The sequence below is a fragment of the Halobacillus shinanisalinarum genome (assembly GCF_022919835.1).
In the GTDB taxonomy this organism is placed as follows: Bacteria; Bacillota; Bacilli; order Bacillales; family Halobacillaceae; genus Halobacillus_A; species Halobacillus_A shinanisalinarum.
Genome location: NZ_CP095074.1, coordinates 3476917 through 3494513, shown reverse-complemented (window position 1 = coordinate 3494513; position 17597 = coordinate 3476917). Strand labels below are relative to the sequence as shown.

Genomic DNA, 17597 nt, shown 5'->3' with positions numbered 1-17597 from the left:
AGAGTGGTAGTGTATAATTAGGGTGCTATATCAAACACGAAAGGAAGAAGTTTTAAATGGCGCAGCTTGAATTACAATTGTATGACTATAACGAATGGGCAAATAGACAAATTTTCAACAGACTAAAAGAGCTTTCCAAGGATGTTTATCGTCAAGAAGTTCAAAGTGTATTTTCATCGATATCTCATGTTTTAGCCCATGTTTATCTTTCTGATCTTGGGTGGATAGAAGTGTTTTCTGGTAAAAGCATGGATTATTCATTAAGGCTACAAGAGCAACTAAAAGAGGAAACAGTGTCAAAGGGAATAGAAGAAATGGAAGCGATGTTTCTTAAACTGTCAGAACGATACAAGTTGTTCCTAAGTAAAATGGAAAACACAGACAAACCTTTTGTGATTGAAAACCCGAATGGTGACTTGATGGAAACAAGTGTGTTTGCGCAAGTACTCCATGTTGTGAATCATGGAACATATCACCGTGGTAATATCACTGCTATGTTAAGGCAGATGGGTTACATTTCTGTTCCGACAGACTATGGTCTTTATTTATATTTAAAACAAATGGAGAATAATCAAGAATAAATGTCGTGCAAATCCCAATAAAGGAAGACATCTTTAATTTCGACTGTTCAGCAATACCAGCCAATAGTTGTCAACACTTAGGTCTAAAAAAGTTCGAAAAAACATGTTATACTAAAAATTGGATATACCAAACAACCTTACTGCTGAGCCAGTAAGGTTTCAGAGTATTGTGAACCTTAATGATTTCTTATGATTGATCTACAAAGACTTCCTGACGTTTTAACATTGCATGGATCCAGTGAACGAGTTTGTTGGCACAGGCCCTTGTGTGGCTTGCCCTCGTTTCTTTTGCGATCATAAAAGGTTGTCATCTTTGAATCTACCGGGCACTATCACGAACCTGTACTCCAATTCCTTGAAGATCATCATATAACCTATTATTTAATCAATCCGGTGGTTTCTTATGAGGCCAGAAAAACAAGCTTACGTAAGGTGAAAACGGATAAAATCGATGCCTCCCATCTGGGGGAGTTATACTACATGGCTGACCTTATAATACGATCGGACGCGATTGTGGAGTAACTTAGGTAGAAAATGATCAAACTTTTTTATAAAAAATGTCTACTAATTCACAAGATAAGAATCCATTTTGATCAATCTTTTTTTCAAAATGGATTCTTTTGATCAAACTTTATTTTAAAGCTACATAATTCACTTCACTAACGCTCCCCATATGTGAAGTTTCCCGTGAGCTTAATAAAGTATTTTCTAAAATGGAAAAAGATACACGACATAATTGAAAACATTTGTAAACCCTGTACGTTGTGCAATTACGTTTGAAGGCTTGTTTGTCTCCATACAATCCCAGTACGGAACCATACCATCGCTGATACAATCCTTTACAACATAGTGGGCTATCTCTTGACCTAGTCTATTCCCTTGATGTGCCTCTATTGTTTCTATATCTAGACCGTGCACATTTCCGGCTACAAATCCTGAAAAACATACACTAATAATCTTATTATTGTAAGCAATACAATAGCCAATTCCCTTGTTAAAAAAACTTTCGGGTGAAGACCAAAACTCTAATAATTTTGAGCGTAAAAACTCAATGTTTTCAAGTGAATTATCATTGTTTTCAAAAAGAACTTTATTTATTTTTAAAACTTTGTATTCTTGTTCAATCGCAGGAGTGGATTTTTCCTTATAATTACATTTTTGCATCTCGTAAACCTTTTGATTCGACATTTTCAATTGACGATGTTTAAATACTTTTTCTATGGTCTTATTCCATCTTTGGTGATTACCAATTGCTATAAAGTAATTTAATTGAAGTTTCTTTGCTTCAGGAATTATTATTTTATCAATAAAATCATTTATGTCGTTATTAAATACCTTATTTTCTTCATTTCCAATAAAGAAAAATCCATCATTATTACCTAACCAAATAAGTCCAGTTTTAGGAGAGTCGTTATTATCTACAAATATACGACCAGGATTAACCCCTTCAATAACTGCTTTAACTTCTAAATTTCCTTTCTCATTTAATAAACTTTTACATTTATAAAAATCTCTCGTATGTAGTTCAGTAATCAACAGGATACATCCTTCCCAAAGAGTCTTAATCCAAATTAATCGCAATTAATAAAAATATCTTACGTACTGGGGGTGGGGTGCGGAAGTTGAGTTAATTTAGCATTTGTGCGCACCGGGGGCAGGTGTCTTTACTTTACCCTAGGTCCATTTAGATTAAATTTACGGATGCTTTAAACCATTAATAAAGGAATTAAAACTATCTGCAATCTTATAAGTATTTCCATCCTCATCTGACTGATCAAAGTAAAATGCATGGTCCCAATAGTAAACACCATCATTTTCTGAATCATGAATTAAGACGATTAACCCGGAGCCTGGATCGTCCCCAATTATTAGACTGTTTGGTATTAGATCTTCTCCAAACTCTTCATAACATTCTGCTAGATTAAATGTTTGATCTACGTTTATACCATATAAGACATCTAAAGGAATATTCTCATTTAATTTCTTCACACGGAACTTACTATATCGTACTTTTGAAGTTCCACCATTACACTTTTTCAAAAAATTTCTATAATCTTCTGGTAGAGAAAAACCTAAATGACTTTCTAGATTATTAACTTCTTCTTCATTCACTTTTCCAAAAGAATTTATATTCATCTAATCACTCCCATTATCTTTTGAATTTCTAGCGAGTGACATCCCACCCTTATGCCGGAATCTCCTGTGTTGCACCTTATTAACCTCCTGCATTGTGGTTAAATCCTCATGATGATGCCATGTGTTTTATCAGATTTTGGTCCATTTGGAGCAAGTTTATCTGCTTTAGCAAAATCTTTATCATAGTTTTGAAACTTACGAACCTCCTGTTTCACCATACCAGACGATTTAAAATCTGCGTAGCCATCTGGATAGCTTACAGAATTACCCTCCCAGTCAGTATATCTCCAGGTATCTTGTTCATCAATTTTAATAGTTCCACCTTTGTTAAGCCACCTTTCTGGGTTAGGCGCGTTTTTAGGTTTATTTGCAGGTTGTTCTTTTGTAAACTTTACTTCAGGTATATTATTTCCTGTTCGCTTTCCAACACCTCCTACAACTTCATCACCATTCTTCACAAAACCACCACTAACACCCTTAGCACCTTTCCTTTTCAGGTTGGTAGGGGTTGGGAGCAGTACAAAAAACGGACAATGTTTCTCCCTCCTACCAAAACTTTATAAGCTTAGGTTATCCATTTGTATCCTTCTTAAAGGTTATATCTTCAAGTTTCCTGTGTAACTTCCCCTAAACGGGAAAAGGTAAGAAGGACAAAAAAGGAGGTGCTTTTTATGAAGGAAAACGATAATCTTACCGCAGCAGGCACAAATATCGATAAGGTAAAAAGAAAAAATGAGCACTCCGGCATGTCTTACAATGAAGCCAAAGAATTTATGGCTAAAACCACAAAGGGACATGGTACTGAAACCTATAGTGATACTGACATAGAGGACGTTAAAAGAAAGAATCGAAATCAGGAACATTAACAATGAGGTCCCGCTGGTTATGCCCATTCAAACCAGCGGATCTCATTTATTTTTTCGTCATTTTTTCTTGAGCCATTTTGACCATTTCCTTAACCATGTTTCCGCCAATGGGCCCTCCAACTTTTCCAGCTTGTTCTGAGGTGATTTGACCGTTATATCCTTTTTTCAATGGAATTCCTTGTTCCTTTGCCACCTCGTATTTTACGTCATCCGGGTTTGTCATGTTGGTATCATAGCCTTTTCCTTTCATAACCCGTGCTTTTAACAGATCTAAATCTTTTCGGGCTTGCGGAACTAATATTTTATTCCTGACCATTTCATCGCCTCCTTCATCTGATATGGTTTACTTAAAAAGGGGTTTTTATATAGAAAATAAACCACCGTGTACGGACGGCGGATTCTTCACTTAAAATGTTGGTAAATTGTCAAGGTTGTTGCTCTTGATACCATCCGGCTCGCTTCGCAAAATATCGCGCCCGTATTTATGAAAAACATCCACATGGGCCAGGTGACCTTGCTTCGCTTCTTCTAAAGCGGAGACATAATCAAGCTCCCGCCCTTTACTCGTTTGAACCGCAATGATGTCGTCATCTTCGTTTTTTCGTACCGCTACAATCTCTTCTCGCCCATCATCAATAGCGTTCTGACTTTCTTGAGACGCCTGTTGTTCTCCGTCTTGCTTATATTTGTTATAAATTTGCTCAAAATCTGCCAATGGTCGTCCCTCCTTCTCTGTTTATTCTTCTCTAAATAGGGGAAAAATATAGGTGGAAAACCTTTCTGCTGTTGCCTATTTGTTTAACCTGTGATCACGGTTATGCTCCTTCTACCAGAGATCCTTCGTAAATGGTAAGCTCCTTCATCGCTTGACAAAGGTCTGACCTGCCAGTATGATCACTATCAATTCGAACTTATTTACGGAGAGATAAAGATGAAAATTTATGTTGATGCAGATGCTTGTCCGGTAAAAGATATTATTATTTCTGAAGGTACAAATGAGGATATTCCTGTTATCCTCGTTACTAGTTTTTCTCATTATTCTAATGAGGAACCACAATCAGGAGTGGAAACCATTTATGTTGATTCTGATCCAGAGGCTGCAGATTATCGGATTATGAAATTAGCAAAAATGGGAGACATCATTATTACCCAAGATTATGGCCTTGCTTCGCTAGGTTTAGCAAAAGGTTGTACCGTTCTTCACCATAAAGGCTTTAGCTATACACAGGAAAACATTGACCAACTATTACAAACACGTTATTTGAGTGCAATGGCTCGAAAAAGCGGAAAGCGTACAAAGGGTCCAAAGCCATTCACCTTAGAAGATAAGGAGAATTTTAGGGGAGTTTTTAAAAAAGCCATTTCCCATTAAAAAATAATCGTCCAATTTCAAGAGAAAAAAGCAGGTGTCCCTCCAATGAATTTCATTGAAGGAACACCTGCTTTTTTTAATGATGTCTAATAATTAATAGATGTTCTCAGTTCGTTAATTGCCGCCATACTTTTTCTTCAGTAATCCTATTCAAATAATTATTGGATTCCAGGCCGATCGCTTTAATAGCATAATCAGCATGAAACTTGTTTACACTCGCAGCAAACCCCAAATAAAAATAAGAGGTCATTTATTAAAATGGATTATCAAAAACCCAATCATTACGGCAACATAACCTTATTAAATTCTTCTATAAATGCTTCATAATGAAGTTTGAAGGCAATACTCGTTTTTCCCGTTTTACTTGTTGGTCGAAGGTCAATATAGGACATCCCCCTTGCTTCTAGACCCTCAACCACATTTGCATCATAGTATATGTAATCAACAATGGCAGGATTTTTAATAAGTATGATAGTAAGAAGATCGTGAATAGGCGCACCTGGAATACCTGGTACAGTTTTTTTATAAAATTCGTAGTAATACTCAAAGACAGGCGCCATTATCGAGGCATAGATGTTTTTCTTGTTTCTGGAAATGGCGTCCACAATATCTGGAGTGATAACGGCGAATTGAGTGACATTTAACGGAGTTATCGTCAGATTATGTGCAAACTTAACAACATAATTAGATGAAGTCGGATCTCCAAAGAAATTTGCTTCCGCCAGTGCCGTTACGTTTCCTGGAACAAAGAATGCCCCGCCCATTACATAAAAGGAATGCACCATTTTTATTTGGTCTGGAAATAGGATAAATGCAGTTGCCAGAGTAGTCGAACGGCCTGTGTCTACAATAATGAGTTCATTTCTATATCTCTCTATGATGAGACGAATGGTGTCAAAAGGATACGTCTGATATTGCATATTACTGGGAGGCCGTATCGGACCGATTCCTTCCTCACCGTGAATTTCCGGGTAAAACATCACTTCTTCCTGCTGGACGGGACTGGATGCACCAGGAATAATGGGAATGTCATTTTTACCCGCTAATTGCACCAAATAGGCAGCATTGGCTGTAGCCTGGTCTTCTGTTACATTCCCATAACCAGTGACAATACCAACCAGCTCGATTTCAGGATCAAGCATAGTGTACATAATTGCCAAAGAATCATCAATCCCAGGATCACAAAATAAAAGGATTTTTTTCGTAATCGGAAGCCCCCCCTTTCTATTCTATATATTCCAATATTCTTAAATCATGCTTAAAACAGGGGAACAGTGATCCCTCCCTAATGTTGAAGACTCGAAATTAAACCCTTTTATATCCCTATGAAGAGATTCTATACACAAAAAAAGCGACCATCACCCATAAGTGATGGTCGCTTTACCTTTTATCTAGTTAAAAAAGATGGATATTCCCTAGCTAAAATTTGACGGGCAGAGAATCTAATCCCTGTGTGGACAGCGTGAACTGCCAAGTGACGTTCTCCCTAGGAATGCCAAGTTGCAGATCGGGCATGCGTCTTAGCAGTGTGGAAAACGCAATGTCTCCTTCCATGCGGGCCAATGGAGCTCCCAAACACATATGGAGGCCCTGGCCAAAGGCGAGATGACGATTGATCTTCCGCGTAATATCCAGCTCCTCCGCCTGCGCAAACTTGCTCTCATCCCGATTGGCCGATTTCACTAAAACAAGGAGCATATCCCCTTTTTTGATCTGCTGTCCAGCAAGCTCAACATCTTCGGTGGCAAAACGTGGGCCGACGCTTGTGGCAGGCCCATTGTAGCGCAGCAGTTCTTCGACGGCTGAAGGGACCAAACTAGTGTCAGCCTTAAGCTTTTTTAAATGCTCTGGTTGATCCAGCAGCATGAAAGTGCCGGTACCAATGAGGTTCGATGTTGTTTCATGGCCTGCAAAGATCAATAGAGTAATCATCGATATGAGTTCCTCTTCGGTAAGTTGATCTTCATCTTCACCGACTGCAATCAACTGGCTGATCAAGTCATCGGCAGGGTTATGGCGCTTGTCGTCCACAAGTTTTGCTGTATATTCTCCGAAATCTCGTAAATGCTTTGCGACGTCCGGCTCTTGTCTACCCCAGCCTAATCCCTCGGCAATAGCCCCCGACCAGACTTGAAGCTGTGGCCGGTCAGATTGTGGGACCCCGAGCATTTCAGAAATCACGTTGATCGGCAATGGATAGGCATAGTCCTTCACAATGTCCATCTCTCCTTGTTCTTGAACCTGATCAAGTAATTCGTCAGCAATCTCCTGAACGCGTGGGCGTAAGCTTTCCACATACCTTGGTGTAAAAGCTTTCGACACCAGTTTCCGTAACCGGCGATGATCGGGTTCATCGACAAAGAGCATGGATTTTCCGGTAAAAAAAGTAGAAGGGGCAGATGAATCATCATTGCTTACAGAATTTCCCCTGATATTTCTTCCATCAATCGAGCTCGGATCTACAGTAAAGCGGGTATGATCTTTGATCACCTGCATCGCCTCGTCCATCTGCGTAACCATCCAGGCTTGACGATCAGTCTCGCCTAACGGGTTCGGTATAGAAACAACAGGTCCAATCGCTCGCAATTTCGCTAATAATGGAAAGGGATTTTCAACACTTTCACCACTAAGTAAGCCTAATACCTCTTTGGGGACGACTTGCTCCGAATTTTTCATGTCGACCTTCCTCTCAAAATTAAAATGGTTTAGTATGGGCGCAGGGATAAGGTAAGAAATCCACAACTGCCCGTCTCGAAAAAACATTCAACGTACGACATCGCCTTGTATTCAAACGACTTCAACTTGTTATGTACGTTTACATCGAGTATAATGTCAGTGTATGACAAAAGTCAACGGAGGAATTTTTCTAATGAATGACAGTAAACCTTCTCAACACGAAGAAAAAAAGTCAATCAGCTTGAGGGAACGCAAGAAGCAGCAGGCTAAAGCAGATATTGAAGAAGCAGCACTCCGACTCTTTCATGAAAAGGGGTTTGAGCAAACCTCTATCCAGAATATTGCAGATGTAGTAATGATGTCTCCCCGTACTTTCTTTCGCTATTTTGCTTCCAAAGAAGACGTGCTCTTAGGGTTCATTCGCAGGGCACAAAGGGACGGAATTCGTTCGCTGGATCAAATAGAACCAACAGCATCACCACACATTGCTCTTAGAGAGGTCTTTGAATGCCTGGCCAGTGAGTATCAGCAACAGCGATCCAATCTTCAGATTCGTTATCAGGTGGCCATGCAAACCCCTTCTATTTCTTCAATATTTCTCTATAGCCTGTTGGAATCTGAGCCAGCAATCTGTGACGCGCTTTACTCCCGCCTTGAAAAGGCGAATGTTAACGAGATAAGGTTCCTCGTTGCCATCTATATGGCTTCTTTTCGTGTATCTGTAGAAAAATGGCTGGAAAATGAAAAAAACAGTGATCTAGTTTCCTTATTAAAAGATCATTTGGACTACTTCTTAACCATGCCTATTGATAACAATCGGTTGTAACAGTTGGCTTTTAAAACAAGTATTAGCAAACAAATGAATTGGAGGGATTCTTCTAATGAAATTACAAGATAAAGTGGCTGTTGTCACAGGGGCAGCATCAGGTATGGGAAAAGCCATTGCCGAACTCTACGCGAAAGAAGGAGCAAAAGTCATAGTAGCTGACCTAAATAAAGAGGGCGCCCATAAGGTTGCAAAAAAGATTACCAACCAAGGTGGATCAGCTAAAGCTGTTCAAACAAACGTCGCAAACTTACACGATATCGAACATATGATTGAAGCAGCAGTAAATGAATTTGGAAGCTTAGATATATTAGTTAATAACGCAGGGATTATGGACGGGTTTGAACCTGTAGGAGACATTAGTGATGAAAGATGGGATTTACTATTTGATATTAATACCAAAGGAGTCATGCGTTCCATGCGTAGGGCGATCCCAATCTTTTTAGATAAAGGAAAAGGAGTGATTATTAATATCGCTTCAACCGGCGGATTAAACGGGGCTCATGCCGGCGCAGCCTATGGAGCCTCCAAACACGCAGTGATGGGACTAACGAAAAACACCGGGTACATGTATGCAGACAAAGGCATTCGCTGTAACGCCATTGCACCAGGAGGAGTTCAAACAAATATTGGTTCCTCTATTAAACATATTAATGAATTCGGTGCGGAGCGTACGAAAGCAGTACAAGGTGTAATGCCAAGAACTGGGGAGTCAGAAGAAATTGCACAGGTTGCCCTATTTTTAGCTTCTGATGATTCGAGCTTCGTAAATGGGACCGTTATCGTAGCAGATGCAGGGTGGACCGCCGCGTTTTAAAGATCTCAGCCCTTTTACAATAATCACTTCTAGCAGAATAATGTTTTCCATTTTAACAAGCAGGACCTCTGAGGATCCTGCTTTTTTTATATCCATCTTCTTTAATTGTTATGATAAAGTCTAATACCTACCATTCATTCCAAGAGAATTTGTATTACACCAACTTAAAGACTACAAACTAAGCTATACTAAATATTTACAATATGAATGAGACTGCGCCCCCCATAACCACCCCAAGTATAAATATATAGCTAGACTTTATGTCCTTATTATTATCGCCTAACAATTTTTTAAAGGTTTCTTCTATAAGTCTAAAAACCACCCCTGCAATTAATACAATGGGAATAATCCACAGAAGAACCCCTACAAGAAGATCAAAGTCCAAAAAATTTATAAGAGAAAATGCGGTAAAAAAACCGAAGGGTATAGATAAAAGGCAAGCTAAATCATTGTCACTTCTTCTATATAACCATTTTAGAAATTTCTTTACAGTCTTAATGATTTCACACTCCTACCATCTACTTCTAATTTTTAAAGTTTACCTCCCACCAAATAAACAAGTCTTATGATACAATACGTCCGCGCCCTATTACAGAATAACCATTTATTTCGATTCTTCCTGAATTTGATTAGAGACTTTTTCGATACGATCCATATTAAAATACCAAAAGATGCTTCCCAAAAAATAAGAAATACCTAGTATAGAAAGAATATCTGTCACACTTTCCTCAATTGCGTTATTAGAAACAAAATACCCCCATGTTATGAACCCAACAACATAAACAAAGGGAATAATTACAAAAAACAAACCGTATAAGAATTTCTTGAAATTTCTCACCGATTACCCCCTCCTACACTATTACTTAAGAAAAGTTCTTACTCTATATGAATACTTAGACAAAGATTTTGAAGAAGCCTCACACTTTCGGGCGCTAGCCGCCAACTTAAACCCCTCGCACTATATAGTTTCTCATTTCTTCACCTTCTATCTCCACTTCATCCGTTAACCTTAACCTTTCTAAGTGTAAAGGATGGGAGGTGATTTCGAGCAGAAAATGTTCAGTTTTATTGATCAGGAACTGTCCAGTTTAGTCTAGCAGTTACAATTACCTTGTAAATAGCCAAATTAAGACTAATATGCTTGCAATTATAGCCCAGAAGATAGCCTGCGTATTTTTCAAATTTACCCCCCTTTACATGAAGACTCAGTATCGAGATAACTTGTACATAAATAACATCAAGCTTCTATTAGCTAGTACATATATAATAAGTTCCTAGTTGTCACTACTATCATCAGTGAAACTATCCCCCTCAGAAAAATCATCATGATGAGTATCAAAAGTTTTATAGTATTTAGCATCTGGTTGACCTAATACTGCTCCTCGTCTTTTATCATATGATCCTATTAAATGTAATATTGAATAGCCAATTCCTACAGATAAAGCTATGTAAATTAAATAATCGGCCTCATAAAACAGGTATGTACAAACTCCCGACATCGCAATTAAACATCGCAATTATAAGCAATAGAACTTTAATCGTTCATCCCCCTCTGTATTTATCAATACGAAATAACCAATAATTTCAATTAAGCTTACCTATACATAGTTCACTTAATTTAACCGTTTTCTAATTATTCCATTATCTTGAATTTATTCTTCCACAGCCCTATCCGATTCTACAGTAAGAAAGGTGACTACTCTTAATGAATAATCACACCCTATTCTGGAGCAACACTTAGGTGTCAAACAAGATAGAACCTTAAAGATTCGATTCTGTTCATTGGTTTGGTTTATACACAGAAAATTTCCACCCATAGAGATAGGTATCAATATTTTTAGCCTCTAACATTTCCTTTTCAAATGTTGACGTAATGCTACTTCCAACCAAAATTCCTCGTATGGTTTTATTAGGGTATTGTTTTTTCAAGTACCGTATGTAACGTTGTATCTGGTTTATGGTATCTCTGCCCAAAGGCCCTTTTTTTAATCTCTACAACTATATATTCTCTTGTATGTTTATTCGACAGCAGAAGATCAAGTCGGCTATCATTACCCAATATACGTTGCTGATCTACAATATCGAAATTTTCACCAAGAACAGTTGGATTGTTATGAAGAAACTTTTCTATATCTCTTTCCAATAACTGAAAAACCTCTTCTGATGACAAATAATTTTCGGAAAGACGCCCTTCTGCATCTGTTGCTTCAATTTGTTCCTTGAGATAGTCAGCATCTTTACCACTTAAGGGTTTCCATTGGCGCAGTGCACTAGTCATCTCTTCCTGAATCGGTTTCACATGATTAATCTTCACCAGGTTGATTTTTTTCCAAATGTGGATTATGAAAATGACTATAATAAGGATCTTGCTTAATTTCGCGAACATTCCGAATGTCTTCAACAACATAATAAGCTGTAACGTAACGACGGCCATAAATCATTCGATGGAAAAACAATAAATCATCCTTGCTGACCTTATTTTTCAAGATATTAGCCCTAAACCCTGATTCCCCATAGGTGAATTCTCTTAACATAGGATCCTCATGACCATCATTTTTTTCTGGGAGAATATAACCGATAAGATAACTGCTCACTTCATTCATCCTTTCCGAAGAAAACACAAATTCTTTTGTGACAAGTTCACTTTGTCCTCGTGTGATCAAAGGGACTTTTGCGATAAAATAGAGCCTGACCATCCCTAGCCGCTATATTATAAACCTGTAAAGGTAGTCAACCTACTCATTAATCAATCGCGCTTCAATCAATCGCGCTTCGAGATAATTGAAAAGCTTTTTTTACCCTTTCTGAAAAAGGCTCACAATCAGAAAAGACCAAAGTTTCCGGTTATCTATAATTTTCAAAGTCAAGCCATTTGAGACATCAATAATGCGAAAACTATAAAAAAACAGGACATGATAGCTATTACTGTTCCTAGAGTAGCCAATAGTAATAGTTTCTTTTCAGAATTTTTTTCAATACCAATTATACCTAAGACTATTGATAGAGCTAGGATAATAAATATTATTGTAACAATTAAGGTGAAATTAATTCTTATGTAGCCATAGATAGTTGCAAAGAACACGATTATCGGGATTATACTTAACAAAATTGACCAATAACTAAGCCAACCATATCTTTTCATGTAACCCCCCTATCCCCATTTCTTTTCTGATTGTATTTATTCAACAAGATGGCCTTTTCACAAACAAGGAATGAATGTCTAATTCAAGATTTGCACCCGTTAATTGAATACTTGAATTCAAGATAATTTAAAGGAACACTCATATAGATAAGCAAAATATAGTGAAGTGATCTTGTATGATCCAATATGCAGATAATAAATTCATTTACTTGTCACATAAGAAAGCCACATTCCAATTATAGAATGCAGCTTTTTGCAATTTGTTATCTGATATAAATAAAAATTCTGTAATGGGGGTCCTAGAAGCCTGATCCACCGCCAAATGTATTTCTATTTGCTTCCGTGTACGCCCGACTTTTAGCCTCTGCTTGGTTTAGGGAATCTGGATTTCTTCTGTCTAACCGATAATCCTTGTTGCCTTTTTTGCTTTTGAAGAATAATTTTTTGGCAATCATTCCAATTAAGCCAGGTAAAAACAATACAAAGAGAATTCCAAATAGTGTTAAGATTCCGCTTAGTATAAGCAATCACTCCCGTTTGGATTGGAAAGAAGTTGAAACCAACCACCTTCATATTAACATAAAACCGTAAGTATGTAACACCCTCCACGCTCGGACGTTTGAGTCAGTCGAAGAGTTACCAATGAGGAAGCAAATACAAGTAGACTTTGGTCCCTATGGGGTTTCGCCAGGATCTCGCCAACATTTTGAAAAAATCCTACGCTAAGAAACTAAAAAGCCTAATTTTTCAATGTTGTAATCGAGAAATTAGGCTTTCCGTTCGTGAAGATCGATTTTAGAAACAGAGAGTCGATTAAAGACGAATATTGTTTGTTTTACAGGTCGAATATTTTATGTAAAAAACGCGGAACTTACAGGGGAATAAAAACAATTTAGGAGGTATTAAGATGAAGCGTTTACTAATAACCGTTATTGTTCTTCTATGTTTATTTACTGGATTCTCTTTTGCTTCGGCTCAGGCCCAAAATTCTAATGGCCATAATACGGTTGGACAGGAACAAGCCGTAGATCAACTCTTATTAGATCTTTTTAATAAAGAGATTAGTAATGCAGTAGCCAATTATTATAAGAAGGGCTCAATAAGCTTTCAGTATGACTGGTGGGACAAAGATTATGATGTGGTTGAGGTAGATCAAAGTGAAAAAGGTCATGTATTAGAAAGTCCGTTCGTAGTAAAATTTACGGTTATGCCTACAAAAACAAAACACAACAGCCGGACAAATACAACAACCCTCGGCCCATCATTGGGAGGGACGGATACAAGAACCTTCGGTGTGGAACCAGGAGACTTAACAAATGGAATCAAAATAAAAATGTTAAATTACGAACATAATGAACCAAAACAGTGATTAGTAAAGGACACTACCTTCAGAAACTTTACTCCGAGTAAGGGATTTTTAGGTGTCCCTTACTCGGAGTATTTCGGTTCTTTCTGGGTTGAGCAGAATAGATATGCATTATATTCTTCTTCCAGAAAAGCGCCCTTATACGGAAGACTCAATTTCAAGATAATGCAATATATTCTTAGCATAAAAGCACTCTTTTTACTTAAGATAATGCCTTTAATAGGAAACTGCCTAAACTTCCTTCACTTCCCTTCTTCTAACTTGAGCCATCCTTCAAAATCAGAATTCCCCTCTATGTTTAAGAAATGCTTTAAAAACCTAATAAACTCTTCTGTATCAACTTCTTTATATTTATATAGCCTATAATATTTGTGCAAAAAATCCTCAGCCACCTGTCTGTCTCCATACTTCTCAAATACTTTCCACAGGCCGACAGAGGAGTTTCCATAAATATAAGGACCATATTTCTCGGGATATTGATCTATTGGCAAATTAACAGGCTTCGGTTTGGAATTAAATTCATTTGGCATTTCTTTATTCCCTTTATGAGCAAAAAACAAGGAACTAGAAAGGGTTGTTAATCCTTCGTCCAACCACGCATCATAATAGGGATCGTTATTGACCATCCCATAGAACCACTGGTGAGCAACTTCATGAACAACTAAGCTCTTTAACGACCCGATTCTTTTAGTACCGTTATCAACGGTAACAATACCCGAGTACTCCATTGAGAGATCACTTAAAATAATATCCAATTGCTGATGTGGGTAAGGACCTATAGTATCCTCAAAATATTTGATAGCCTCGGATGCTATTTCTACAACCTTTTCTCGCCGATTCGTATCCTCCGTATTAAAAACTCTTACATTAGTATCCTCTGCAATCCCTTCTGACATATCTGGTTTGTATAGCACAGCAACATAAAGCTCTTTCATACGTTGAGCTAGAAGTGTTGATTCACTACCACTAGGAAACTTATCTTGTTCACTAGAGGAGACAACCGTGTATCCTTTAGGAACTTCATAATGTAATTTAAAGTTACTGAAGGCCGTGTGGTAAGACTCTCCTTTGGATTGATATTCCTCTTTATTCCACCCGTTCCTATACGTCGGAACCATCGGATACCACTGAGCTAGGTAAAAACTTGACCCTTTTTTCGTAAATCTATGTCCTTCTTCCGGAAGGGTAAAAGTATAGTTAACTGTCACATTTATGGATTCTTGAGGTGGTAGCTTTTGACTTAAGGGTATAGTGAACGTATCTTTTTCCAGGGAGTATTCTGCTGCTTTTCCATTAAGGGTGATTTTATCGACTTCCAAGTTAGAAGGCTGTTTAAGGTCGGTAGAGTTTTCTTCAGTGAACATGTTAGGAATGAAGTAAAAGACAAGTGTGTCCCATCCTTCATTTGAAACGTTTTGAACCTCGATGGATGCCTCTACAGTGAATTCCCCTTCATCGTCCAACTTCAATGAAAGATCATAGGTGCTTTCGCTTCCTGGGGCGATAGGATTAATGTTAAAACTCGAAGCCTTACTCGTGTTTTCAACTGATTCCTGATCAATTAATGGGTTACAGGCCACTACAATGAATAACAATGATCCTACTACAATTGCTGCTTTTTTCAAGCGCTTCCCTCCAATAAAATATAATTTTTCATATGAATGGTTTAGACAGATAAAAGAAAGGATCTAACTCCTTATGTATATGTAAATTACTGGAACTATTATTTTAAAATATATCAGTGCCTATAAATGGTTGCTATACTTTCTACATAACTTCTTATTAAACACCATACAAAAACAAAAATTACTACTGTTTTCCATTGTTAAACTACTCTGTATCTCACTAACCTTTGTGCCCCACATTAATACAAAAAGACGCTATTCCTAAGTTAAAGGAAAGCGTCTTATAAATGTAAACAAAAAAGTATTTACTCCAGAATTGCGCCCGTTTGTTTAGCAAGCTAAACTAAAAAGAAACTATGTTTTGAATTTTTTGGTTTAAGTTATGTTCTCGCCAACAGCCACCACTCCAATAACTGCTAATAAAACTAATAAAATTCCCTATATGTAAAAGAGCACAATTCTTGCTTTAGAATTGCACCCGTTTTTTAATTAGAGTTTACTGTGTTAACGGCAATTACATTTTAGAAATTCCACTAGCGAGAAAGCTAAATAAGAAGCTTATGGTTGTTAAACCAGCAACAGGTATGGCAAAACCTTTGTTATTTTTAAATTCATAAGCAGCAACAATTACTCCCGCCACACATAACACCAACCATACAGGAATAAATATTAGGTCTGCTATGTTCGTTGGTAATAAAGCGTAGGAACCAGTTAAGAAAAGCAACCAGTTAATAACCAAGAGCCCCAAAATTCCATATGAAAATTTTCGAGGGGCTGGCCCCTTCTCATTTCTTTTAACAGCCATAAATGCTGGAACAACAAACGTTAAAATTACAATCGCTCCTACAACTAATCCAAATATTAATGAAAATGTGATTGTTATCACTCCTTTGGATTGATGAATATGAATTCACTTCATTTTAACACAAAATGGAAATTGAAGTCCCTCTTTCTTTTAAATTCTTATTCAATTATCTGGCCCTTTTCACAAAGAAAGAGCACAAATCTTATCCCAGATTTGCGCCCTTAATGGAACTATTAATACTATATTGTCGCCCATTTTATAAGTTAGATAAGTTACAAAACTGAAATGATCTTCTGGGTTCCATGGCATAGTTTCATTCCTTCATAAAACCTATAATTTGTTGATACAGCTTCTCGGGATGGGTGAGATTGAGCATATGGTCGGCATCTGGAATTTCTATGATTTGAGCGTCTGAGTGATTTCGAAAGTAATTGGCAACTCGAAGGTTATCGGGTGAATCCTCTTTACCGATGATTAATAATGTTTTAGCTGTCAATTCTCCTAATCTTTCGATGGCCGGTGGTTGCGACAAAATTATTTTAACCGCCGGCCATTCAAACATTCGGCTCATATGGTGCCGGAGCATTTGAACCATCAAATTCCGGTGAGGACTCCCCGTTACAACACGATACGATGGATCACTGATCAAAAGCTCAACCATTTTATCGATATCAGGGGCAGCCTCATGAACCGCCTTTATCTTCTCTTCAAATTCTTTTGAATAGCTAAACCCAGATAATCCAGGTGCAAGTAAAACGAGATTTGAAACCCTTTCAGGATAATCCAAAGCGAATTCAGTGGCAATTTGACCACCCATTGAATGACCGATGAGTGTTGCCTGATTGATGTCTAGATGGTCAAGCAACGACAGTAAATCTTCGACATGGTTAACATCTTCTAAAGGAGACGGTGATTTACCGGTCCCACGTCCATCAAAAGCAACGACCTTGTAGTGTTTTGCTAAAAGAGAGGTGACAAAAGTCCAGTTCCGTACATCAGCACCACCAGTGACGAGAACGACAGGATGACCCTTTCCATTAACTTCGTAATACAAATCCACTGAAATCCCTCCACCCATTACAATTTAATAAATTCCTGCACTTTTTCTGGTCTAACTTACTATTCAAGAAATACATTTAATTTCCTTCCTTAGAATATAAAAACAGCACAGATCCACACTCCGGCCCTTTTCCTAAGGCCAATAAATATGTATTTATAGAGATAAATCTAATTTGTAAATTAACCGAGCTAATAGAATAAGCCCTGTAATCAACATCTGATCTTACTCCATTAAATGCCCTATACAAAAGAACGCGTTATTCGATAAACGCGTCCCTTTTATTGAATAAGAATTTTTTTCAAATCGAGACGGATTGGCATATACA

General features: G+C 37.6%; 22 protein-coding genes and 1 pseudogene. 7 read left to right on the top strand and 16 right to left on the bottom strand.

What is annotated here, in order from left to right; genetic code table 11:
* Positions 1-56: 56 nt before the first annotated feature.
* Together MUO14_RS17335 and MUO14_RS17330 are read left to right on the top strand one after the other, a co-directional pair.
* Complete coding sequence (locus tag MUO14_RS17335; RefSeq protein ID WP_244751843.1) at positions 57-581, top strand: DinB family protein; 525 nt, start codon at positions 57-59, stop codon at positions 579-581.
* A 306-nt stretch (positions 582-887) separates the two neighbouring features.
* Positions 888-1073, top strand: a pseudogene (locus MUO14_RS17330) (IS110 family transposase); the annotation flags it as partial.
* 216 nt (positions 1074-1289) lie between these two features.
* Here the strand turns inward: MUO14_RS17330 and MUO14_RS17325 are convergent.
* The 4 genes from MUO14_RS17325 to MUO14_RS17310 form a co-directional block, all read right to left on the bottom strand.
* Complete coding sequence (locus tag MUO14_RS17325; protein WP_244751842.1) at positions 1290-2117, bottom strand: GNAT family N-acetyltransferase; 828 nt, start codon at positions 2115-2117, stop codon at positions 1290-1292.
* 159 nt (positions 2118-2276) lie between these two features.
* A complete protein-coding gene (locus MUO14_RS17320) occupies positions 2277-2717 on the bottom strand; it encodes an SMI1/KNR4 family protein (RefSeq protein WP_244751841.1) in 441 nt (146 codons plus the stop codon).
* Positions 2718-2810: a hypothetical protein gene (locus tag MUO14_RS17315; RefSeq protein WP_244751840.1), complete on the bottom strand. Its 93-nt coding sequence runs from the start codon at positions 2808-2810 to the stop codon at positions 2718-2720.
* A gap of 5 nt (positions 2811-2815) precedes the next feature.
* A complete protein-coding gene (locus MUO14_RS17310) occupies positions 2816-3175 on the bottom strand; it encodes a cytoplasmic protein (protein WP_244751839.1) in 360 nt (119 codons plus the stop codon).
* A 213-nt stretch (positions 3176-3388) separates the two neighbouring features.
* On the opposite strand from MUO14_RS17310, the gene MUO14_RS17305 reads away from it, so the two are divergent.
* Positions 3389-3583 (top strand): gamma-type small acid-soluble spore protein, encoded by a 195-nt coding sequence (locus MUO14_RS17305; RefSeq protein ID WP_244751838.1) that lies wholly within the window; start codon positions 3389-3391, stop codon positions 3581-3583.
* A 46-nt stretch (positions 3584-3629) separates the two neighbouring features.
* On the opposite strand, the gene MUO14_RS17300 is transcribed toward MUO14_RS17305, so the two are convergent.
* Together MUO14_RS17300 and MUO14_RS17295 are read right to left on the bottom strand one after the other, a co-directional pair.
* Positions 3630-3899, bottom strand: coding sequence for an alpha/beta-type small acid-soluble spore protein (locus MUO14_RS17300; protein WP_244751837.1), 270 nt, complete (start codon positions 3897-3899; stop codon positions 3630-3632).
* Positions 3900-3989: 90 nt separating this feature from the next.
* Positions 3990-4298, bottom strand: coding sequence for a DUF3892 domain-containing protein (locus MUO14_RS17295; protein ID WP_244751836.1), 309 nt, complete (start codon positions 4296-4298; stop codon positions 3990-3992).
* A 216-nt stretch (positions 4299-4514) separates the two neighbouring features.
* On the opposite strand from MUO14_RS17295, the gene MUO14_RS17290 reads away from it, so the two are divergent.
* Complete coding sequence (locus MUO14_RS17290) at positions 4515-4955, top strand: YaiI/YqxD family protein (RefSeq protein ID WP_244751835.1); 441 nt, start codon at positions 4515-4517, stop codon at positions 4953-4955.
* A 281-nt stretch (positions 4956-5236) separates the two neighbouring features.
* On the opposite strand, the gene MUO14_RS17285 is transcribed toward MUO14_RS17290, so the two are convergent.
* Complete coding sequence (locus MUO14_RS17285) at positions 5237-6163, bottom strand: nucleoside hydrolase (protein WP_255822208.1); 927 nt, start codon at positions 6161-6163, stop codon at positions 5237-5239.
* Between the two features lie 211 nt (positions 6164-6374).
* Complete coding sequence (locus tag MUO14_RS17280; protein ID WP_244751834.1) at positions 6375-7631, bottom strand: cytochrome P450 family protein; 1257 nt, start codon at positions 7629-7631, stop codon at positions 6375-6377.
* Positions 7632-7824: 193 nt separating this feature from the next.
* Between MUO14_RS17280 and MUO14_RS17275 the strand changes: the two genes are divergently transcribed.
* Together MUO14_RS17275 and MUO14_RS17270 are read left to right on the top strand one after the other, a co-directional pair.
* Positions 7825-8457 (top strand): TetR/AcrR family transcriptional regulator, encoded by a 633-nt coding sequence (locus MUO14_RS17275; protein WP_244751833.1) that lies wholly within the window; start codon positions 7825-7827, stop codon positions 8455-8457.
* Between the two features lie 55 nt (positions 8458-8512).
* Positions 8513-9274 carry an SDR family oxidoreductase gene (locus MUO14_RS17270; RefSeq protein ID WP_244751832.1) on the top strand — a complete coding sequence of 254 codons (762 nt, stop codon included), beginning with the start codon at positions 8513-8515 and terminating at the stop codon, positions 9272-9274.
* 604 nt (positions 9275-9878) lie between these two features.
* On the opposite strand, the gene MUO14_RS17265 is transcribed toward MUO14_RS17270, so the two are convergent.
* The 5 genes from MUO14_RS17265 to MUO14_RS17250 form a co-directional block, all read right to left on the bottom strand.
* A complete protein-coding gene (locus tag MUO14_RS17265) occupies positions 9879-10112 on the bottom strand; it encodes a hypothetical protein (RefSeq protein ID WP_244751831.1) in 234 nt (77 codons plus the stop codon).
* A 941-nt stretch (positions 10113-11053) separates the two neighbouring features.
* Positions 11054-11203 (bottom strand): hypothetical protein, encoded by a 150-nt coding sequence (locus MUO14_RS24835; protein ID WP_396265713.1) that lies wholly within the window; start codon positions 11201-11203, stop codon positions 11054-11056.
* Positions 11184-11573 (bottom strand): PDDEXK family nuclease, encoded by a 390-nt coding sequence (locus MUO14_RS17260; protein WP_244751830.1) that lies wholly within the window; start codon positions 11571-11573, stop codon positions 11184-11186. The genes MUO14_RS24835 and MUO14_RS17260 overlap by 20 nt, the downstream gene beginning before the upstream one ends.
* Before the next feature lie 4 nt (positions 11574-11577).
* Positions 11578-11868, bottom strand: coding sequence for a hypothetical protein (locus tag MUO14_RS17255; protein WP_244751829.1), 291 nt, complete (start codon positions 11866-11868; stop codon positions 11578-11580).
* A gap of 847 nt (positions 11869-12715) precedes the next feature.
* Positions 12716-12943, bottom strand: a complete 228-nt coding sequence (locus MUO14_RS17250) for a hypothetical protein (protein WP_244751828.1) — start codon at positions 12941-12943, stop codon at positions 12716-12718.
* A 380-nt stretch (positions 12944-13323) separates the two neighbouring features.
* On the opposite strand from MUO14_RS17250, the gene MUO14_RS17245 reads away from it, so the two are divergent.
* Entirely contained in the window at positions 13324-13785 is a 462-nt protein-coding gene (locus tag MUO14_RS17245; protein WP_244751827.1) for a DUF3888 domain-containing protein, read from the top strand.
* Between the two features lie 239 nt (positions 13786-14024).
* Here MUO14_RS17245 and MUO14_RS17240 read toward each other — a convergent pair whose 3' ends face one another.
* The 3 genes from MUO14_RS17240 to MUO14_RS17230 all read right to left on the bottom strand — a co-directional run bounded on the left by MUO14_RS17240 (position 14025) and on the right by MUO14_RS17230 (position 17272).
* Positions 14025-15407 (bottom strand): M1 family metallopeptidase, encoded by a 1383-nt coding sequence (locus MUO14_RS17240; protein WP_244751826.1) that lies wholly within the window; start codon positions 15405-15407, stop codon positions 14025-14027.
* Between the two features lie 514 nt (positions 15408-15921).
* Positions 15922-16293 (bottom strand): hypothetical protein, encoded by a 372-nt coding sequence (locus MUO14_RS17235; protein ID WP_244751825.1) that lies wholly within the window; start codon positions 16291-16293, stop codon positions 15922-15924.
* Positions 16294-16525: 232 nt separating this feature from the next.
* A complete protein-coding gene (locus MUO14_RS17230) occupies positions 16526-17272 on the bottom strand; it encodes an alpha/beta fold hydrolase (RefSeq protein ID WP_244751824.1) in 747 nt (248 codons plus the stop codon).
* Positions 17273-17597 lie beyond the last annotated feature (325 nt).

Bases quoted from the DNA above. Each gene is read 5' to 3' on its own strand.
- MUO14_RS17280 (WP_244751834.1), bottom strand. From the start codon at position 7,631: ATGAAAAATTCGGAGCAAGTCGTCCCCAAAGAGGTATTAGGCTTACTT.
- MUO14_RS17275 (WP_244751833.1), top strand. From the start codon at position 7,825: ATGAATGACAGTAAACCTTCTCAACACGAAGAAAAAAAGTCAATCAGC.
- MUO14_RS17270 (WP_244751832.1), top strand. From the start codon at position 8,513: ATGAAATTACAAGATAAAGTGGCTGTTGTCACAGGGGCAGCATCAGGT.
- MUO14_RS17300 (WP_244751837.1), bottom strand. From the start codon at position 3,899: ATGGTCAGGAATAAAATATTAGTTCCGCAAGCCCGAAAAGATTTAGAT.
- MUO14_RS17245 (WP_244751827.1), top strand. From the start codon at position 13,324: ATGAAGCGTTTACTAATAACCGTTATTGTTCTTCTATGTTTATTTACT.
- MUO14_RS17335 (WP_244751843.1), top strand. From the start codon at position 57: ATGGCGCAGCTTGAATTACAATTGTATGACTATAACGAATGGGCAAAT.
- MUO14_RS17320 (WP_244751841.1), bottom strand. From the start codon at position 2,717: ATGAATATAAATTCTTTTGGAAAAGTGAATGAAGAAGAAGTTAATAAT.
- MUO14_RS17290 (WP_244751835.1), top strand. From the start codon at position 4,515: ATGAAAATTTATGTTGATGCAGATGCTTGTCCGGTAAAAGATATTATT.
- MUO14_RS17315 (WP_244751840.1), bottom strand. From the start codon at position 2,810: ATGCAGGAGGTTAATAAGGTGCAACACAGGAGATTCCGGCATAAGGGT.
- MUO14_RS17305 (WP_244751838.1), top strand. From the start codon at position 3,389: ATGAAGGAAAACGATAATCTTACCGCAGCAGGCACAAATATCGATAAG.